The sequence below is a fragment of the Comamonas odontotermitis genome (assembly GCF_020080045.1).
Classification (GTDB): domain Bacteria; phylum Pseudomonadota; class Gammaproteobacteria; order Burkholderiales; family Burkholderiaceae_C; genus Comamonas; species Comamonas odontotermitis.
The window spans coordinates 2668839-2685111 of record NZ_CP083451.1; the positions used below are offsets into that span (position 1 = coordinate 2668839).

At 62.2% G+C, this 16273-nt stretch carries 10 protein-coding genes; 7 read left to right on the top strand and 3 right to left on the bottom strand.

Features of this window, described 5'->3' with window-relative positions; genetic code table 11:
• Positions 1–73 precede the first annotated feature (73 nt).
• The 5 genes from cydD to cydX all read left to right on the top strand — a co-directional run bounded on the left by cydD (position 74) and on the right by cydX (position 6543).
• Positions 74–1825, top strand: a complete 1752-nt coding sequence (cydD, locus tag LAD35_RS12435) for a thiol reductant ABC exporter subunit CydD (protein WP_224149378.1) — start codon at positions 74–76, stop codon at positions 1823–1825.
• Entirely contained in the window at positions 1822–3546 is a 1725-nt protein-coding gene (locus LAD35_RS12440; RefSeq protein WP_224149379.1) for an amino acid ABC transporter ATP-binding/permease protein, read from the top strand. The genes cydD and LAD35_RS12440 overlap by 4 nt, the downstream gene beginning before the upstream one ends.
• 71 nt (positions 3547–3617) lie before the next feature.
• Positions 3618–5219 (top strand): cytochrome ubiquinol oxidase subunit I, encoded by a 1602-nt coding sequence (locus LAD35_RS12445; RefSeq protein WP_224149380.1) that lies wholly within the window; start codon positions 3618–3620, stop codon positions 5217–5219.
• A gap of 4 nt (positions 5220–5223) precedes the next feature.
• The gene (cydB, locus tag LAD35_RS12450; RefSeq protein ID WP_224149381.1) at positions 5224–6378 is read left to right on the top strand and encodes a cytochrome d ubiquinol oxidase subunit II; all 1155 of its coding nucleotides are present in this window, start codon (positions 5224–5226) and stop codon (positions 6376–6378) included.
• A 33-nt stretch (positions 6379–6411) separates the two neighbouring features.
• A complete protein-coding gene (cydX, locus tag LAD35_RS12455) occupies positions 6412–6543 on the top strand; it encodes a cytochrome bd-I oxidase subunit CydX (RefSeq protein ID WP_224149382.1) in 132 nt (43 codons plus the stop codon).
• 156 nt (positions 6544–6699) lie between these two features.
• Here the strand turns inward: cydX and LAD35_RS12460 are convergent, their stop codons facing one another.
• The 3 genes from LAD35_RS12460 to LAD35_RS12470 all read right to left on the bottom strand — a co-directional run bounded on the left by LAD35_RS12460 (position 6700) and on the right by LAD35_RS12470 (position 10327).
• A complete protein-coding gene (locus tag LAD35_RS12460) occupies positions 6700–7413 on the bottom strand; it encodes a GNAT family N-acetyltransferase (RefSeq protein WP_224149383.1) in 714 nt (237 codons plus the stop codon).
• A 118-nt stretch (positions 7414–7531) separates the two neighbouring features.
• Entirely contained in the window at positions 7532–8932 is a 1401-nt protein-coding gene (locus tag LAD35_RS12465; protein WP_224149384.1) for a L,D-transpeptidase family protein, read from the bottom strand.
• Positions 8933–9073: 141 nt separating this feature from the next.
• Positions 9074–10327: a L,D-transpeptidase Cds6 family protein gene (locus tag LAD35_RS12470; RefSeq protein ID WP_224149385.1), complete on the bottom strand. Its 1254-nt coding sequence runs from the start codon at positions 10325–10327 to the stop codon at positions 9074–9076.
• Between the two features lie 561 nt (positions 10328–10888).
• Here LAD35_RS12470 and LAD35_RS22350 point away from each other — a divergent pair.
• Both LAD35_RS22350 and LAD35_RS12480 read left to right on the top strand, forming a co-directional pair.
• Complete coding sequence (locus LAD35_RS22350) at positions 10889–14428, top strand: hypothetical protein (RefSeq protein WP_317986703.1); 3540 nt, start codon at positions 10889–10891, stop codon at positions 14426–14428.
• Between the two features lie 87 nt (positions 14429–14515).
• Positions 14516–15991, top strand: coding sequence for a hypothetical protein (locus LAD35_RS12480; RefSeq protein WP_224149386.1), 1476 nt, complete (start codon positions 14516–14518; stop codon positions 15989–15991).
• Positions 15992–16273: the final 282 nt, after the last annotated feature.

Consider the following 16273-nt stretch of genomic DNA (forward strand, 5'->3'; position numbering starts at 1 on the left):
TAGGTCAAGTGTTATTTGTATTTACAATACTTTCACTAATTCTTGAAAATTAGAAATTCTATAAATATTCACAATGGCCTCCGACCCGCCCACCTCTTTCACCGCCCCAGCGACAGGTGCGGTGCAGCGCCCCTCCAGAGGCGGAGCGTGGCTGCAAGTGGTAGCGGCATTGCTGTGGCTGCCGCAGGCAGCGGTCATTGCCTGGAGCATTGGTGCCCTGCAACAGGGTTCGGCCTGGAATGAGGTTTGGAAGGCGATGGCCTGCTTCCTGGCCATCGGCCTGGTGCGTGCGCTGGTCGATGCTGCCGGCCTTCGCCTCGCCTTCACAGCAGCACGGCGCTATACGCAGCAGTTGCGCCAGCAGGCGCTGCAAACGCTGGCATGGCGTGCGCCCACCGACAGCCAACGCCCTTCCCCCGGCCTGGCTGCGAGCGTGCTGAACGAGCAGGCCGACCAGATCACGCCTTATTTTGCGCGCTACACCACGGCCCGCAGCAAGGTCGTGGTGGTGCCCTTGGTGATCCTTGCATGCGTGGCCTGGTTTTCATGGGTGTCGGCGCTGGTGCTTCTGGTGGCCGCACCACTGATTCCCATCTTCATGGCCCTGGTGGGCTGGCGTGCTGAGGCCGCCAGCCAGAAGCACTTGCAGGAAATGGGCAACCTCAACCAGTTTCTGCTGGACCGCCTGCAGGGCCTCGCCAGCATCCGCGGTCTGGGCGCCGTTCCTTCGGTAGCCAGCCAGCTTGCCGCCACGGCCGAGCGCCTGCGCAGCAACACCATGGCTGTCCTGAAGATTGCATTCCTGTCATCGGCAGTGCTGGAGTTGTTTTCTGCGCTGGGCGTGGCCCTGGTTGCCGTGTACGTGGGGTTCCACCTGCTGGGCCAGTTGCCGTTTGGCAGTTGGGGCGGTCAGCTCAGCCTGGCCCAGGCCATGTTTGTGCTGCTGCTCGCACCAGCCTTCTTCGAGCCGCTGCGCGAGCTGTCAGCCGTCTGGCATGACAAGGCTGCCGGCCTTGCCGCAGAGCAGGCACTGCAGGCGCTGCAAGAGCCCGGGCCCCGGTTGGTGGGAGCCAGTCACCACGACGCAGCTGCCCCAGAGGTGGATTCGAACCCAAACACCCCACACGGCCTGCACATTGCACTGCATGGCGTGGGCTTTTGCTACACCGAAGGGGGTGCGCAGGTGGTGAATGGCTTCAACGCCGACATCCAGCCTGGTGAAAAGGTGGCGCTCTGGGGCGAAAGCGGCAGTGGCAAATCAACCGTGATGGCATTGATTGCCGGGCTGGCAGAACCATCGCAAGGCTGCATCCATATCGGAGGCCTGCCCCTAGACAGCGCCAACGCTGCCGCGCTGCGCAGTCGCATGGCCTGGGTTGCCCAGAAACCGCATTTGTTTGCCACCAGCCTGCTTGGTAATATCAGCCTGGGCCGCAATCTGGATGACACCCTCTTGCGGCAAGCCGTGCACAGTGCCGCGCTGGGCGATGTGCTGGCCCAGCGCGGCAACGCCATCATCGGAGATGGCGGCCTGGGCCTCTCCGGTGGCGAAGCGTTGCGCCTGACCCTGGCCCGCGCCGCAGCCAATCCGGGCTGCCAACTGGTGCTGGCCGACGAGCCAACCGCCCATTTGGATGCCGAAACCGCGCAGTTTGTGCGCCAGGGTCTTTTGCAACTGGCTGCAGGCGGCGCCACCCTGGTGGTGGCCACACACGACCCGCTGCTGGCCGCCTGCATGGACCGGGTACTGCCCATTCAAAAGGACAGCGGCAGCACCCTCCCCTTCTGCGATGACGAAAAACGCAAGGAAGGAGCCACGGTATGACAAGCTGGAACGCCCTGCGCCCCATCGTCCAACTGTTTGTGCGCTCGGGCTACCGCCGCCAGTTGCTGACCGGCATGCTGCTGGCCGTTGCGACCGTGCTCGTGGGCATGGCGCTGCTGGGTCTGTCCGGCTGGTTTCTGACGGCCTGCTATGTAGCAGGCCTGTCCGCCGCAACCGCCCTGGTATTTGATGTGTTTGCACCGGGTGCCGGCGTGCGCCTGCTCTCGGTACTGCGCACCGCTGCCCGCTATGGCGAGCGCGTGACCACGCATGACGCCACCCTGCGCGTGCTGGCCCAGCTGCGGGTACAGCTCTTTTCGCGCTTTTCTGCCGCGGATGTAGCACTGCGCCTGCGCCAACGCCCCGCGCGCCTGCTCTACCGCCTGACCTCCGACATCGACGCGCTGGACGCCGTGTATCTGCGTCTCTTCACCCCCGCTGCAGCCCTGCTTGCCAGCACCGTTGCCACTGCACTTGCCTTGGGGCTGTTTCTGGATTGGCGCAGTGGCCTGCTGGTGGGTGCCCTGGTGCTGGCGGGCGGCATCGCCTGTATCGCCTGGTGCATGCGCCGGGGCTTTGCGACGGCCATCAGGCGCAGTTTTGCGGGGGAACATTTGCGTGCCACCGTGATTGATGCAGTCGGTGGCCAGACCGAGCTGGTGATGGCCGGCCGCCTGCACCACCAGTTGCAGCAGGTACTGGCCGCAGAGCGCCAGCAGATGGCCGCTGACATGCGCCTCAACCAGATCGAGGCCCAGGTGGGTATTGCCATTGCGATGACCGGGCACGTCGCCACGGCCGCCGCACTGCTGTCTGCGGGCTGGCTGGTGCTGCAAGGCCAGATCGGTGCACCGATTGCAGCCCTGGCCACCCTGGTGCTGCTGGCGGCCCTGGAGCCGCTCTTGAACATACGGCGCGGCGCCATGGAAGCGGGTCGCACCCTGCTGGCTGCCCGCCGCCTGGCTCCCCAATTGCAGACCACTCCCTCCCTCGCTGATCCTCTGCCACCCGCCACGGGCCTGGTGGTCGATCTGCAAGACGCCAGCGTTCAATACTGTGCCAGTGCCCTGGCGACGCTGCAACACATCGATCTGCAGGTGTGTGATGGCGAATGGCTGGTACTCGCCGGCCCGAGCGGCACGGGAAAATCCAGCCTGCTGGCCTTGATGGCAGGGGAGCTGCAGACCTCCACCGGCAAGGTACTGCGCCTGCCTGCCGCGAGCCTGCCGCAGCGCACCGAACTGTTCCATGACAGCATTGCCGGCAATCTGCGCCTTGCCTGCCCCGACGCCAGCAACAAAGCCTTGTGGGAGGCGCTGGAGGCTGCGGGCCTCGCGGCGGTGGTCGCAGCACTCCCTCAGCAATTGGCCACGCCTTTGGGCAGCCAGGGCGCCGGCCTGTCGGGCGGCGAATCGCGCCGCCTCGCCTTGGCAAGACTGCTGCTGCACCCGGCACCGCTTACGCTGCTGGATGAACCCACCGAAGGCCTGGACCGCCACACCGCAGACCAGGTGATGCAGGCCATTGCCGGTTGGCACGCTGCACGCCGCACGAGTACCCCAGGCAAACCCGCCGCCATCGTCATGGCCAGCCATCTGCAGCGCGAAGCGCGCCACGCAGACCGCATTGTGTGGGTGGATCCCGCTTGCACCACATGGCAGGATGCGCGCAAGGGAACACCCGAATTTGATGCGCTGATTGCACGGCTGCGACCGGGTTGAACACTGCCCGTTCACCACTCACCCTCATTTCATCTGGATCGATAAATACCAAGAACGGAAAGGACCATTTCATGGATATCGACATTGTCGGGCTATCAAGGTTGCAGTTTGCAATCACTGCCCTCTACCACTTCCTCTTTGTCCCATTGACCTTGGGCCTGTCGATGTTGATCGCCATCATGGAGACGGTGTACGTGATGACGCGACGCGTCATCTGGCGACAAATGACCAAGTTCTGGGGCACGCTGTTTGGCATCAACTTCGTGATGGGCGTTGCCACGGGCGTGGTGATGGAATTCCAGTTCGGCATGAACTGGAGCTACTACAGCCACTACGTGGGCGACATCTTTGGTGCGCCGCTCGCTATTGAAGGCCTGATGGCCTTCTTCCTGGAAGCCACCTTCGTCGGGCTGTTCTTCTTTGGCTGGGACAAGCTCTCCCCCGTCAAGCACTTGATCGTGACCTGGCTTACAGCCCTGGGCACCAATTTCTCCGCGCTGTGGATTCTGATCGCCAATGGCTGGATGCAGAACCCCGTGGGCGCGGTGTTCAATCCGCAGACCATGCGCATGGAAGTGAACGACTTTGGCGCCGTGCTGACCAATCCGGTAGCGCAAGCCAAGTTTGTGCACACCGTGTCGGCCGGCTACGTATGTGCTTCCATCTTCGTGCTGGGCATTGCTGCCTGGTACCTGCTCAAAGGCCGCCATGTGCAGCTTGCCAAGCGTTCGATGACCGTTGCGGCCGCCTTTGGCCTTGCCGGTGCGCTGTCGGTGGTGGTGCTGGGCGATGAGTCGGGCTACCTCTCCGGCGAACACCAGAAAATGAAGCTGGCAGCCATCGAGGCCATGTGGGAGACCGAGCCTGCACCCGCCTCCTTCACCGCCATCGGTTTTCCCGACCAGGAGGCTCGCGAGACGCACTATGCCGTGCATATCCCATGGGTGATGGGCCTGATTGGTACCCGCTCGCTCGATACCGAACTGCAGGGCATCAACGACCTGGTCAAACACGCCGAGGTGCTGATCCGCGACGGCATCAAGGCCTACGATGCGCTGGAGAAGATCCGCGAAGCGGGCTCTACCACCACCATCTCGCCAGAGTTGAAGGAGCAGTTCGAAGCCAATGGCAGCGCGCTGGGCTATGCCCTGCTGCTCAAGCGCTACGTGGATGACCCACGTCAAGCGACCGACGCGCAGATTGCCAAGGCTGCATCCGACACCATTCCGCAGGTCGCACCGCTGTTCTGGACCTTCCGCATCATGGTTGCACTGGGCATGTTCTTCATCGTGCTGACTGCCGTGTTCTTCTACCTGGCGTCGCGCCACCAACTCGACAAATACCGCTGGCTGCTGTGGGTGGCGGTGTGGTCCATCCCGCTGCCGTGGGTGGCCATTGAATGCGGCTGGTTTGTCGCCGAATTCGGCCGCCAGCCCTGGATCATCGAAGGTGTGCTGCCTACGGCCGTGGCCGCATCCAACCTGGGTGTCACCACCCTGCTGATCACAATTCTGGGCTTCGTGGCGATCTACTCGGTGCTGTTTGTCATCGAGATGAAGCTGATGCTCAAGGCCATCAAAAAAGGCCCCGAGCTGGAGCCCGAGCAACAGGAGCCCCAGCCGCTGAGCTATGCCTCGGTTGCCACTGCACAACCTACCTATTCAGGAAAGTAACACCATGATCTTGCATACACTTTTGGATTACGACACGCTACGTGTCATCTGGTGGGTGCTGCTGGGCGTGCTGCTGATCGGCTTTGCCGTGATGGATGGCTTTGACCTGGGTACCGGCATGCTGCTGCCTTTCCTGGGCAAGAACGATGTGGAGCGCCGCGTCATCATCAACGCGGTGGGCCCTACCTGGGAAGGCAACCAAGTCTGGTTGATTCTGGGGGGCGGCGCCATCTTTGCCGCATGGCCCCAACTGTATGCCGTATCGTTCTCGGGCTTCTACTTGGCGATGTTCGTGATTCTGATCGGTTTGATTCTGCGCCCTGTTGCCTTCAAATACCGCAGCAAGAACGAATCCAAGGCCTGGCGCAATGGCTGGGACTGGGCATTGTTCGCGGGTGGCTTCATCCCCACCCTGATCTGTGGCGTAGCGCTGGGCAACGTGCTGCAAGGCGTTCCCTTCCGCCTGACACCGGAGCTGTTCATCCACTACGACGGCAGTTTCTTCGGCCTGCTCAACCCGTTTGCCATCCTGACGGGTCTGATCTCCGTCGCCATGCTGACCATGCACGGCGCCGCCTGGCTGGGCATCAAGACCGAAGGTGCTGTTGCGCAGCGTGCCCGCACCGTGGGCTCCATTGCCGCCCTCCTGACCGCCGTGCTGTTTGCGCTAGCCGGCGTCGTGCTGTGGAAATTTGTGGATGGCTATGCCATTACCTCTGCCGTGAACACCACCGGCCCGTCCAACCCGCTGTTCAAGACCGCCGCCCACATGCCCGGCGCGTGGATGGCCAACTACAGCAAGTACCCCTGGACCATGGCCGCACCTGTGCTGGGTGTCCTGGGCTGCCTGATTGCTGCAGTGCTGATGCGCGCGCGCAAGGAAGGCTGGGCCATGATCTTCAGCGGCCTGGGCATCGCCGGAATCATCCTGACTGTGGGTGCATCCATGTTTCCGATGATCCTGCCGTCCACAGTCGATCCGCGCTTCAGTCTGACCGTCTGGGATTCTTCGTCCAGCCACATGACCTTGTTCATCATGCTGGTGTGCACCCTCATCTTCCTGCCGATCATCCTGGCCTACACCACCTGGGTGTACCGCGTACTGTGGGGCAAGGTCGATGAAAAGCAGATTCGTGAAGGCAGCGGCCACGCCTACTGAGCCTGGGCTGCGTATCAATAGAAAGGATTATTTATGTGGTATTTCGCCTGGATCCTCGGACTTCCGCTGGCCGCCGCGTTTGCCGTGCTCAACGCGATGTGGTTTGAAATGACCGAAGACCAAAAGCTGCGTGACCAGTTGATGGACGACCCGAACGCCAACTGAAGAAATGCAGCCGCCGTCCCTGCCGTAAAAGGGGCGGGCCTGATACAAAAGGCCCTGGCATCACGCCAGGGCCTTTTCATTGCTATCAATTTTTAGTATCAAGCGCAATGCAGATAAGCGCCCGCACCTGATTTCTCTTGTTTCGGACGATGAGAATCACCGAGCACCACGTAGCTCAGCCAATGAATGCTTCTGACGCCCGGCGGCGTCAAAATTACCAGGCGAGAGCCATGCTTGGAATGCTGCAGCGACTGTGGGCCAATCGCTGTCGATGATGGCGAACCACGCCGTATCGCGGCTGCGCCCCTTGTACACCACCGCCTGGCGGAAGATGCCTTCAAAACTGAAGCCCAGGCGCTGTGCCGTCTTGCGCGAAGGCGCGTTGAAGTGATCACATTTCCATTCGTAGCGCCGATAGCCCAGTTGATCGAACACATAGGCCATCAGCAGATATTGCGCCTCGGTCGAAATCGGGGTTTGCTGCAGCAGCGGCGAGAAGGTGACGCTGCCAACCTCGATCACGCCATTTTTCGGGTCGATCCGCATCAGCGCCATGGTGCCCACCGCCTTGCCGCTGGCCAGATCAATCACGGCATAGTGGCGCGGATCGGTACTCGCCTCCGCGCTTTCCAGGTAGCCGTGGTACGCCTGCGCATCGGCAAAGGGCCCTACGGTCATATAGGTCCACAAGCGCTCATCGGGGGCGCTGCTGAAGGCCGCATGCAGATCGGCGGCGTGCCGGGCGGCGCTGATCGGCTCCAGCCGGCAAAACCGGCCTTCGAGGGTGACGGGCGCGGGCAACTCGCGCGGTGCCCAGTCGGGCAGATCACAGCCAATGGTTTGGCCAAATTCGTTGGTACGGTCGGTCATGCCGGGCAGCTCCAGGGGCAAAAACAAAACCCCAGTGTGACAGCATGGTGGTTTTCAGAGTTGCTCGCTACCCTCCGGACAAATGCCCCTTTTCATGACAGCGCGCCTCAGGCGCCAGTCAATTCTGCGTGTCTTCCGAAAACAGCTTCCACTCGCTGCCCACCTTGCGCCAGTACTGGCGCAGCGACAGGGGCTCGGCCTGGTTCTTTCCCTTGAGGCGGAAATTGGCAATGCGAATCTCGCCTTGTGCATCTTTCCAGGCAAAGACTGATATGTCCTGCAGGGCAGCACCGCCTTTGAAGACCGTCGCCATGCGCTCCTGCATGGCCTGTCCGCCCGCCGAGCTTCGCCAGTCTGGCTGGTAGAGCGGCGACAGCGCCGTCTGCGCATCCGCCTGGCTCCAGCCCTGCTGCCAGCGATCCAGCACGGAGAGAAAAGCGTCGCGCTCGCGCCCCATGGCGGCGTCGGCAGCCGCGACCCAGTGCAGGCGCTCACGCACCAGCACTGGCGAGAGGCGTCCCACAGTTCGCATCAAATGCGTCAGATCGGTATTGGCTAGCACCATACAGCCGTCGCTTGCGAGCGGCAGGCGGGCAAACTGGTCTGGCGGCGTACCATGAAGCCAGATGCCGCTGCCCGAGCGCCCGACCACCTTGTCCCAGTCATTGGGGTAGTTCACCGTCAGGGCTCCCTTGCCGTAGAACTCCGGCAGCTTGGGGCCGGGAATCTGCCTGCCGATGAAATACACCCCCTCGGGCGTGCGCTGGTCTCCCTCTTCGAGTTTGCCCATGCCCAGCTTGCCGACAGAGACGTAATAGTCGCCGGTCAAGCGCGGCTTGCCGCCTTCATTGGCAAACAGATATAGCCGCGACTTGCTCGCATCAATGGCAATCGCCTGGCGCACCGAGGGCGCCAGCGCCAGAAACTCAGCAGGAATGCTGCCGGTCGCCGGCAAGGCATTGGCGCCCTGCACGCGGCGCTTGATCTCGTCCTGCAAACCGCGCAACTGCTCCATGCTGTCTGCGCCGGGAGCTGCACTGGGTTGCGGCGTATGTTTGACCCGCATGGCCCCCGCCTCCGGCAACGGCGCAGGAGACAGCGCGCCCGCATGGCCGGTCTTGTAGCGCAGCAAATCGGCATACACCAGCTGCGCAGCCTGAAAATGCGGTACATCCGAAGTCAGCCGGGATGCCTCCTGCAAAGCCACATCCAGTTTTTGCTGCTGTACCAGATCAATCACCTTCAACAAGCGCGCCTCGGCACTGGCGTGAATGGCGGCAGGCACCGATGCTGCCACCGGCACAGCGGCCAGCGCAGCGACGGTTTTGCTGCCTTTGGCGGGCTCCGAGGTCTTGGTTTTTTTCGCGCGTCGGCTTTCCTTGGCGGATGCAGCAGATTTGGCCGAAGAGCCGGTAGCCGCGCGCTGGCTCTGCGTGGCGCTGCCGGTTTTGCTTTCCGCTGCCTTTCTGGCATGCGCAACACCGAGCGCGCCGCTTGCGGCGACCGCCAGTGCTCCCATGGCCAATGGCCGCCAAAATTGCTTGCTAAAAGGCATTGCCCAGACATCCTCATCCCGCCGCCCGACCACAGGTGGCGCGCTGCGCATGATACCGCGCCGCTCTATTCCTCAGACGCTATTGGTGCGAGATGACACGCAACATCACCCACCGGTTGCTTCGCGGACGATGTGCCACTGCCCCTTCTCGTGACGCAGGCTCAAGGTCTTGCGGGTAGTGGTCTTGAGCGAGCCCGCTGCATAGTACTGGCGGAACTTGGCTGTTGCCTGATCGCCATCCAGGCTGACCTGCAGGTTCTGCACCTTCACATCGATCGACTGCTTGCCGACAATGCGTGCCCGGCGCTCCTCTTTCCAGGCCGCCAGGCTGCCTCCGCCGGCCGGCTGGAACTTGTCGCTGTATGCATCGAGATAGGCCGTCATGTCCTTTTTCTCCCAGGCTGCCGCCCAGGCATGCACGGCGCGCTCCACCTCTGCCACTGCGCTTTGGCGTGCAGCAGGCTTGGCCTCCGCGACAGCAGCGGGCTTGGCTGCTGGCTCGTCCTTGGGCTTGGCGCTTGCTGCAGGTTGTGCCGGCGCTGGAGCTGGGGCCACGGGCGCAGGCGCCGCCGGTGCTGTAACGGGAGCTGGTGCTGGTACTGGTACCGCAGGTTTGGCAACGGGCGCTGACTCTGCCTTGGCGACCACAACGGGCTCGAGCTTGGCCACAGGTTGCGGCTTGGGTGGCTGCAGAGGCTCCGGCTTTGCTTCGGGCTTGGGCTCGGGCTTTCGTTCAGACGCAATTTCGGCCTTGGGCGGTGCTTTTACCGCCGACGGTGCCGCAGCACTTCCGGCATCTGCCACCACGGTCTTTCCCCGGCTGGCGGTGCCAGGCACGATCTGGGTGATCAGGGCCAGCTTGGGACGAATGTCCTGGCGCGAACCGTCCAGCTGCAGAGCCTTGGAATAGGCCTCGCTCGCCATGCGTGCGTACAGGTCTCCCAGGTTTTCGTGGGCGGTGGAATAGCTGGGGTTGGTGCGAATCGCCTGCTCCAGTGCCTCGGCAGCCTTGCGCTCCTGCCCATCGGCGGCATACAGAACCGCCAGGTTGTTATAAGGCTCGGGCATGTTGGGATATTCGCGCGTCAGGGCCGAGAAAATCTTGATCGCCTGTGCATTCTGCTTTTGCTCGGTGGCGATCACCCCACGCAAAAAACGCATCTCCACGTCTGTCGGGTTCTGCTGCAGATGGCTATCCGCCTGCTTGGCAGCCAGATCCGCCTTCCCTTGCTCCAGCAACTGCGTTACCTCTTCAGCAGCGCGGGCCGCCAATGCAGGCAGCCCATGCAGCGCCACGCCACACCCCAGCAATAGCGCTGCCCAGTTGCGATTCCAGTACAAGCGGCGATTGGGTTGCACAGGTGGCAAGACGTGAGGCGCAGTCATCATAAGCAATGGTTCTCTCTGCAATGGCTGGAAAAGGCAGGCAAGGCTGCCGGACATCGAAATGAGCGACATTGTGAGCCACCTGCGTACGCGCGCGACCAAAGGTCGCTAATTATACATTTAGATACATGTATTTTTATCGATAGCACGGGCGCATAAGCAACGGTAGCCCAATCGTCATCAGCATAAGCCATCAGCGTTTGCGGGCAATGCGTATTTTCGGCTCCAGATCAGCACGAATGCGCTTTTCGGCGCACCTCAGGGTAAACGCCAGGCATGGCAAAAAGCTACGGCTCCGTGGTGCCGACGTTACGTAACGTTCCCCGTAACACAGCACGAAACAGCACTGACCAATCCCCATGCCTATCGACGCGGGAGAAAAACACATCAAATGAATCAATAAGTTAGAAACATCTCATTTTTCACCCCACTGTTTCCACATGTTGGCACGCCTATTGCGCTAACCCCGGACATCTGCCGTTCGGCTTTGTTTCCGGACTGGCCGCAAAACCAATTTTTAAAGGGAAACAGTACATGACCGCCGCCAACACATCGACCCTCTGCGTGACCAACGATGCCGCCAAATCCGGCGACGGTGCAAAAATGGCTTCCGCCTCGCTCACCCAAGCGTCTGCCGGTGTGCAGATCGTGCGCGGTGGCCAGTCAACGGCTGCTCAGGCAGGAGGCAAGCTGCAAATCGGCGACACCATTGTGGTTCCGGCTGGCGGCAACGCCCAGGCCGTCATCACCAACCATGACGGACAATCGCAGATCGCCACATTGGCGGCCAATACCGAAGCCACGCTGGATAGCTGCGATAGCGGCGGCGCTGCAGGCGTGGCGGCATTCACGGCGGCTTCGGGCAGCGTGGAAACCGTTCCTGCAGCTGCAGATGCGGCCTCTCCTGCTGCCAAAACAGAAGCAACCGACAGCAACGACGATGCAGGTGGCGCCGTTCTGGGCGACTTCTTGCTTGCCAGCCTGGTCGGCATTGGTGGCGGCGTGCTTGCAGGCGCACTGCTGAACAGCGGTGACGATGACGATGATTCCAAGCCCACCAACCCAGGGACCGAAGAGCCCGGCATGACTGATCCGACGGACTCGACGGATCCAACGGATACAACCAATCCTACGGATACGACCAATCCCACGGATACGACCAACCCGACGGATACGACCAACCCAACGGATACGACCAACCCAACGGATACGACCAATCCCACGGATACAACCAATCCCACGGATACGACCAACCCTACGGATACGACCAACCCTACGGATACGACCAACCCTACGGATACGACCAACCCTACGGATCCAACCCATCCTACGGATCCAACCCATCCTACCGATCCGACCCATCCTACCGATCCGACCCATCCTACCGATCCGACCCATCCTACCGATCCGACCCATCCTACCGATCCGACCCATCCTACGGACCCGACCCATCCTACCGATCCGACCCATCCTACCGATCCGACCCATCCTACCGATCCGACCCATCCTACGGACCCGACCAACCCGACGGATTCCACTGACCATGGTCTGATCACCTCGGTACAGGATTTGGTGGACAACCTGCTGGGCGGCACGGTAGCTGGCCCCGTTGGCAATCTGATCGACACCCTGGTCAACCCCAATACCGGTACGCTGGCAGCGGTAACCGGACTGCTGGAGAGCCTGACCTCCGTCAGTGGTGGCCCCCTGGGTGTACTGACCGAGTTGGTGGATGGCTTGACGCTGATCGATGGCCAGGCGCTGGAGCCACTGATCGATACGCTCAACGGCTTGCTGCAAGGTCTGAATGAACTGGGCACCGGTGGCTCCATCGGCAACGTAGTGAACAATGTGCTCGGCGGCTTGCTAGATGAAGGCGGTCTACTGGGTGGCCTCCTGGCTGGCGTAGGCTCTTTGCTGGGCGGGCTGCTGGGCGACGGCTCCGGCAATCACCCGGGCAATCCTGACTCTGGACTGGTGACTGCGATCCAGGATGTCGTGAACGACCTGTTGGGTGGCACCGTGGCAGAGCCGGTCGGTCAGTTGCTCGATGCATTGACCAACCCCACCGACGGCCTGCTGTCTGCAGTCACCGGCGCGCTTGAGAGCCTGACCACTGTGGAAGGCGGTCCTCTGGGCGTGCTCACCGAACTCGTCAACGGCCTGGCACAGATTGATGGCGAGGCCCTCCAACCTGTGATCGGTACTCTCAATCAACTGATTACAGGCCTTGGCAATGGCCTGGGTGAAGGTGGATTGGGCGGACTGGTCGGAGGCCTGCTGGGCGGACTGATCCCTGGCGGCGGCACCGGTGGCGGCAATGGCGATGGCATCGTGACCTCGGTGCAGGATGTAGTAGACGGCCTGCTGGGCGGCACCGTGGCAGAGCCGGTCAGCCAGTTGCTCGATGCACTGACCAACCCCACCGATGGCACGCTGGCCGTTGTGACTGGCGTGCTGGAAGGTCTGACCAACGTGGACGGCGGCCCCCTGGGCGTGCTGACCGAACTGGTCAATGGCTTGACGCAAGTGGACGGCCAGGCGCTGGAGCCCGTGATCGGCACCCTCAACCAATTGATCGCCGGCCTGGGCAATGGCCTGGGTGAAGGTGGTGGCGGCCTGGGCGGATTGGGTGAACTGCTGGAAGGCTTGCTGGGCGGCTTGATCCCTGGCGGCGGTACTGGTGGCGGCAATGGCGATGGCATCGTGACCTCGGTGCAAGACGTGGTGGACGGCCTGCTGGGCGGCACGGTGGCAGAGCCGGTCAGCCAGTTGCTCGATGCACTGACCAACCCCACCGATGGCACGCTGGCCGTTGTGACTGGCGTGCTGGAAGGTCTGACCAACGTGGACGGCGGCCCCCTGGGCGTACTGACCGAACTGGTCAATGGCTTGACGCAAGTGGACGGCCAGGCGCTGGAGCCCGTGATCGGCACCCTCAACCAACTGATCGCTGGCCTGGGTAGCGGCGTCGGGGGCGATGGCATCAGTGGTCTCGTCCATGGCCTGTTGGGCGGCGTCCTCGGCGGTGAAGGCGGCTTGTTGGGCGGTGTCCTCGGCGAAGGCGGGCTGCTCGGTGGCGTGATTGGCGGTGACGGTGGCCTACTGGGTGGTGTGCTCGGCGGTGACGGTGGCCTCCTCGGTGGCGTCCTTGGCGAAGGCGGCCTGGTTGGTGGCTTGCTCGGCGGTGAGGGCGGCCTGTTGGGCAGCGTCCTCGGCGGCGACGGTGGCTTGCTCGGTGGCGTGATCGGTCAAGACGGCCTGGTCGGCGGGTTGCTGGGCGGCGAAGGTGGCCTGTTGGGTGGCGTGATCGGAGGTAACGGCGGTCTGCTTGGCGGCGTCATTGGCGAAGGTGGTCTCGTGGGCGGTCTGCTCGGCGGCCTGACAGGCAATGGCGGCGGCGCTGGATCGCACGGTCTGGTTTTGTCGGTTCAGAACACTGCCGGAGACCTGCTGGACGGCACCGGTCTGGCTCCGGTTGCCAATGTGCTGGATGCCTTGGTGGAGCCAGTGATCGGCCTGGTACACGACACGGTGGCAGGTATTTCCACCGGAGGCGCAGCGGGCGATGCTGCTGGCAACCTCTCTGGTCTGCTCGATACCGTTCTGAACCCGGTTGCCGGCATTCTGCCCGGTATCACGGATGCTGCAGGTGGCACGGACGATCTCAATGTCGCCGCGCTGGCAGAGGGCTTGCTGGGTGGCGTTGGCACCACGCTCAACAACGTGCTCGGCGAGGATGGATTGGCTGGCACCCTGACAGGTGATCTGACAGGTAGCTTGACTGGTGGCCTCACGGATGGTCTGACCAGCGCCGATGGCGCAGTCAACCAGCTGCTGCAAGGGCTGCTGGGCAACAACGGTCTGACCAATGGCCCGCTGGGAGGTGTATTGGGCGGCGGCGGACTGCTGGGCTTGGGAGGCTCGGTCTCCGTTACCTCCACGGCAGCGCAGGCCTCGGCCGATCTGCATCCGGTTTCGCTGGCCATCAGCAGCCACGTCAGCGGAGCAGACGCCGTAGGCTCCAGCGGCGTGCTCAGCCAGGATCTGCAGCACCATAGCCTGGCACTGTAAGAGGCGTAGGCCCCCACCGCCACAGACCTGTGGCGGTGGGGAACAGAACTTGAGGACTAGAGGGCTTGTCACCCCTGCGAGAACATCATGATGAACGTATCGCTCTTCAGCCGCCCCGCTCCGACTGCAGCCGCCGCCATGGCTGCAGACGACCACCGCGCGCTGCGAGCGGAGCCCGTTGATCTGGCGCAACAACTGGATCTGGCTTTCCGGTTTGTTGCACAGCATGTGGTGTCGCTCCCCGACCCCTATGCCTGCTGCGTGCTGTTCTTTACCGTTGCCGCAGAAGAGTTGCCAGTCAGCAGTTTCAGCATCCGCCGCGTGACCCTGCACGCCGCCTGGCGTGAAGGCGCCACACGCGTGCGCCAATGGGCATGGGCCCACAACGCGAGCGGCGTGGAGCTGCGTATCGACTGGGCCTGCGGCATCCAGCCCGTAACGCCTCAGCAGAGCCAGTTGCGCACGGCAGACCCCACGCGCACCTGGGCGCTGGCCGACGACGAGCTGGAATACACAGAGCTGCTGACGGCCCTGGGCAAGAACACGTCGCGCAATCTGGCCGAAGTGCAAAGCCTCTGCGACCCTGTTCCCGTGACCACACATGCGCGCTGGCAGTTGCTGCTGGAAGGCGTATACATTGACCAGCAAGGCGAGCTGACAGCACTTCCCCGCCCTCGCCTGTCTCCCAGCCATCTGCGCCATGGCCCAGCAGGCCCCATGCTGTACCGTGCCACGCAGCAGTTGCTGGCCCAGCACCAAAGCGATGACGGCAGCTGGCCGGAAGCAGGAACCCTGCTGGACCATCTGGGCATCACCTACGCCTTGCTGCTGGCACACAAGAACACCCAGATGGAGTCTCTCAGGGACGACGCAGGCACCCGGGCCTGCCACCGTGCCATCGCCTATCTGATCGAGCAGATGCGTCGCTGGAGCCTGCATGACTATGCCAGCGAAATGCTGCATGCCATGAGCCTCATCGTGCTGGTGCGTTACACGGAGCAGTTCCCTGGCGCCATCGCGTCTTCGACCGTGAGCAACCTGATCACTTTGCTGTCCCAACAGTTGGGCGGCGTATCACCTGCCCTCCCAGGTGATACGCCGCCATGGGGCGGGCTGAGCCTGGAAGCCCTGCGCCGGCGCCAGCAGCAGTCAGCACCCGATGAACTGCTGCCCTTCCAGGGCTCCAGCCGCAGCTACGACGGCAAATGGCTGCACGCAAGCTGGCCCCAATTGCGCCTGATCGCCGACGACGGTGGTCGCCCCTCGCCCGCTGCCCAGCCCTGGACAGCCATCGCGGTCATGGAATGCGCGCTGCGCCAAGGGCAACCGCAATTCATGAGCGACGGCATGCAGACGCAGTTCAAAGCCAATATGCAGACCCTGTTTCGCGCCTGCTACCAACGCATCGTGTGGCCGGAAGTCGCGCTGTTTCAAGCCAGCAACCACCGCAAGCAGGCAGCCTTTTTCTCGCCTCGCTCAAGCAATGCACTGGTCAGCGACTGCCGAGTTGCCAGCCAGTTGCTCATCACCATCAACGCAGCCATGCACTTTGCAGGCGCCTGAACGCGGCGCCCCCCAAAGACAAGCTCTCCACGACTGGCAGCTGGGTACCACCCGGCACTCACGTTTATTTATTATTTATTTGTATCAATTAATAAAAAAGAATAACAAAATCCATCACCAATTTTCCAAATTCCCTCAAAGTTACGTAACTTACGCACAACTTGCTATCACTACAGAACGCAGTTGTCATTTACTAACATTCATAAAAGTGCAGATTGTCACTTTTTAATACCTATATGGCACTATTTATGGAAATTATTGGTTACATAACCTTCCGATGGT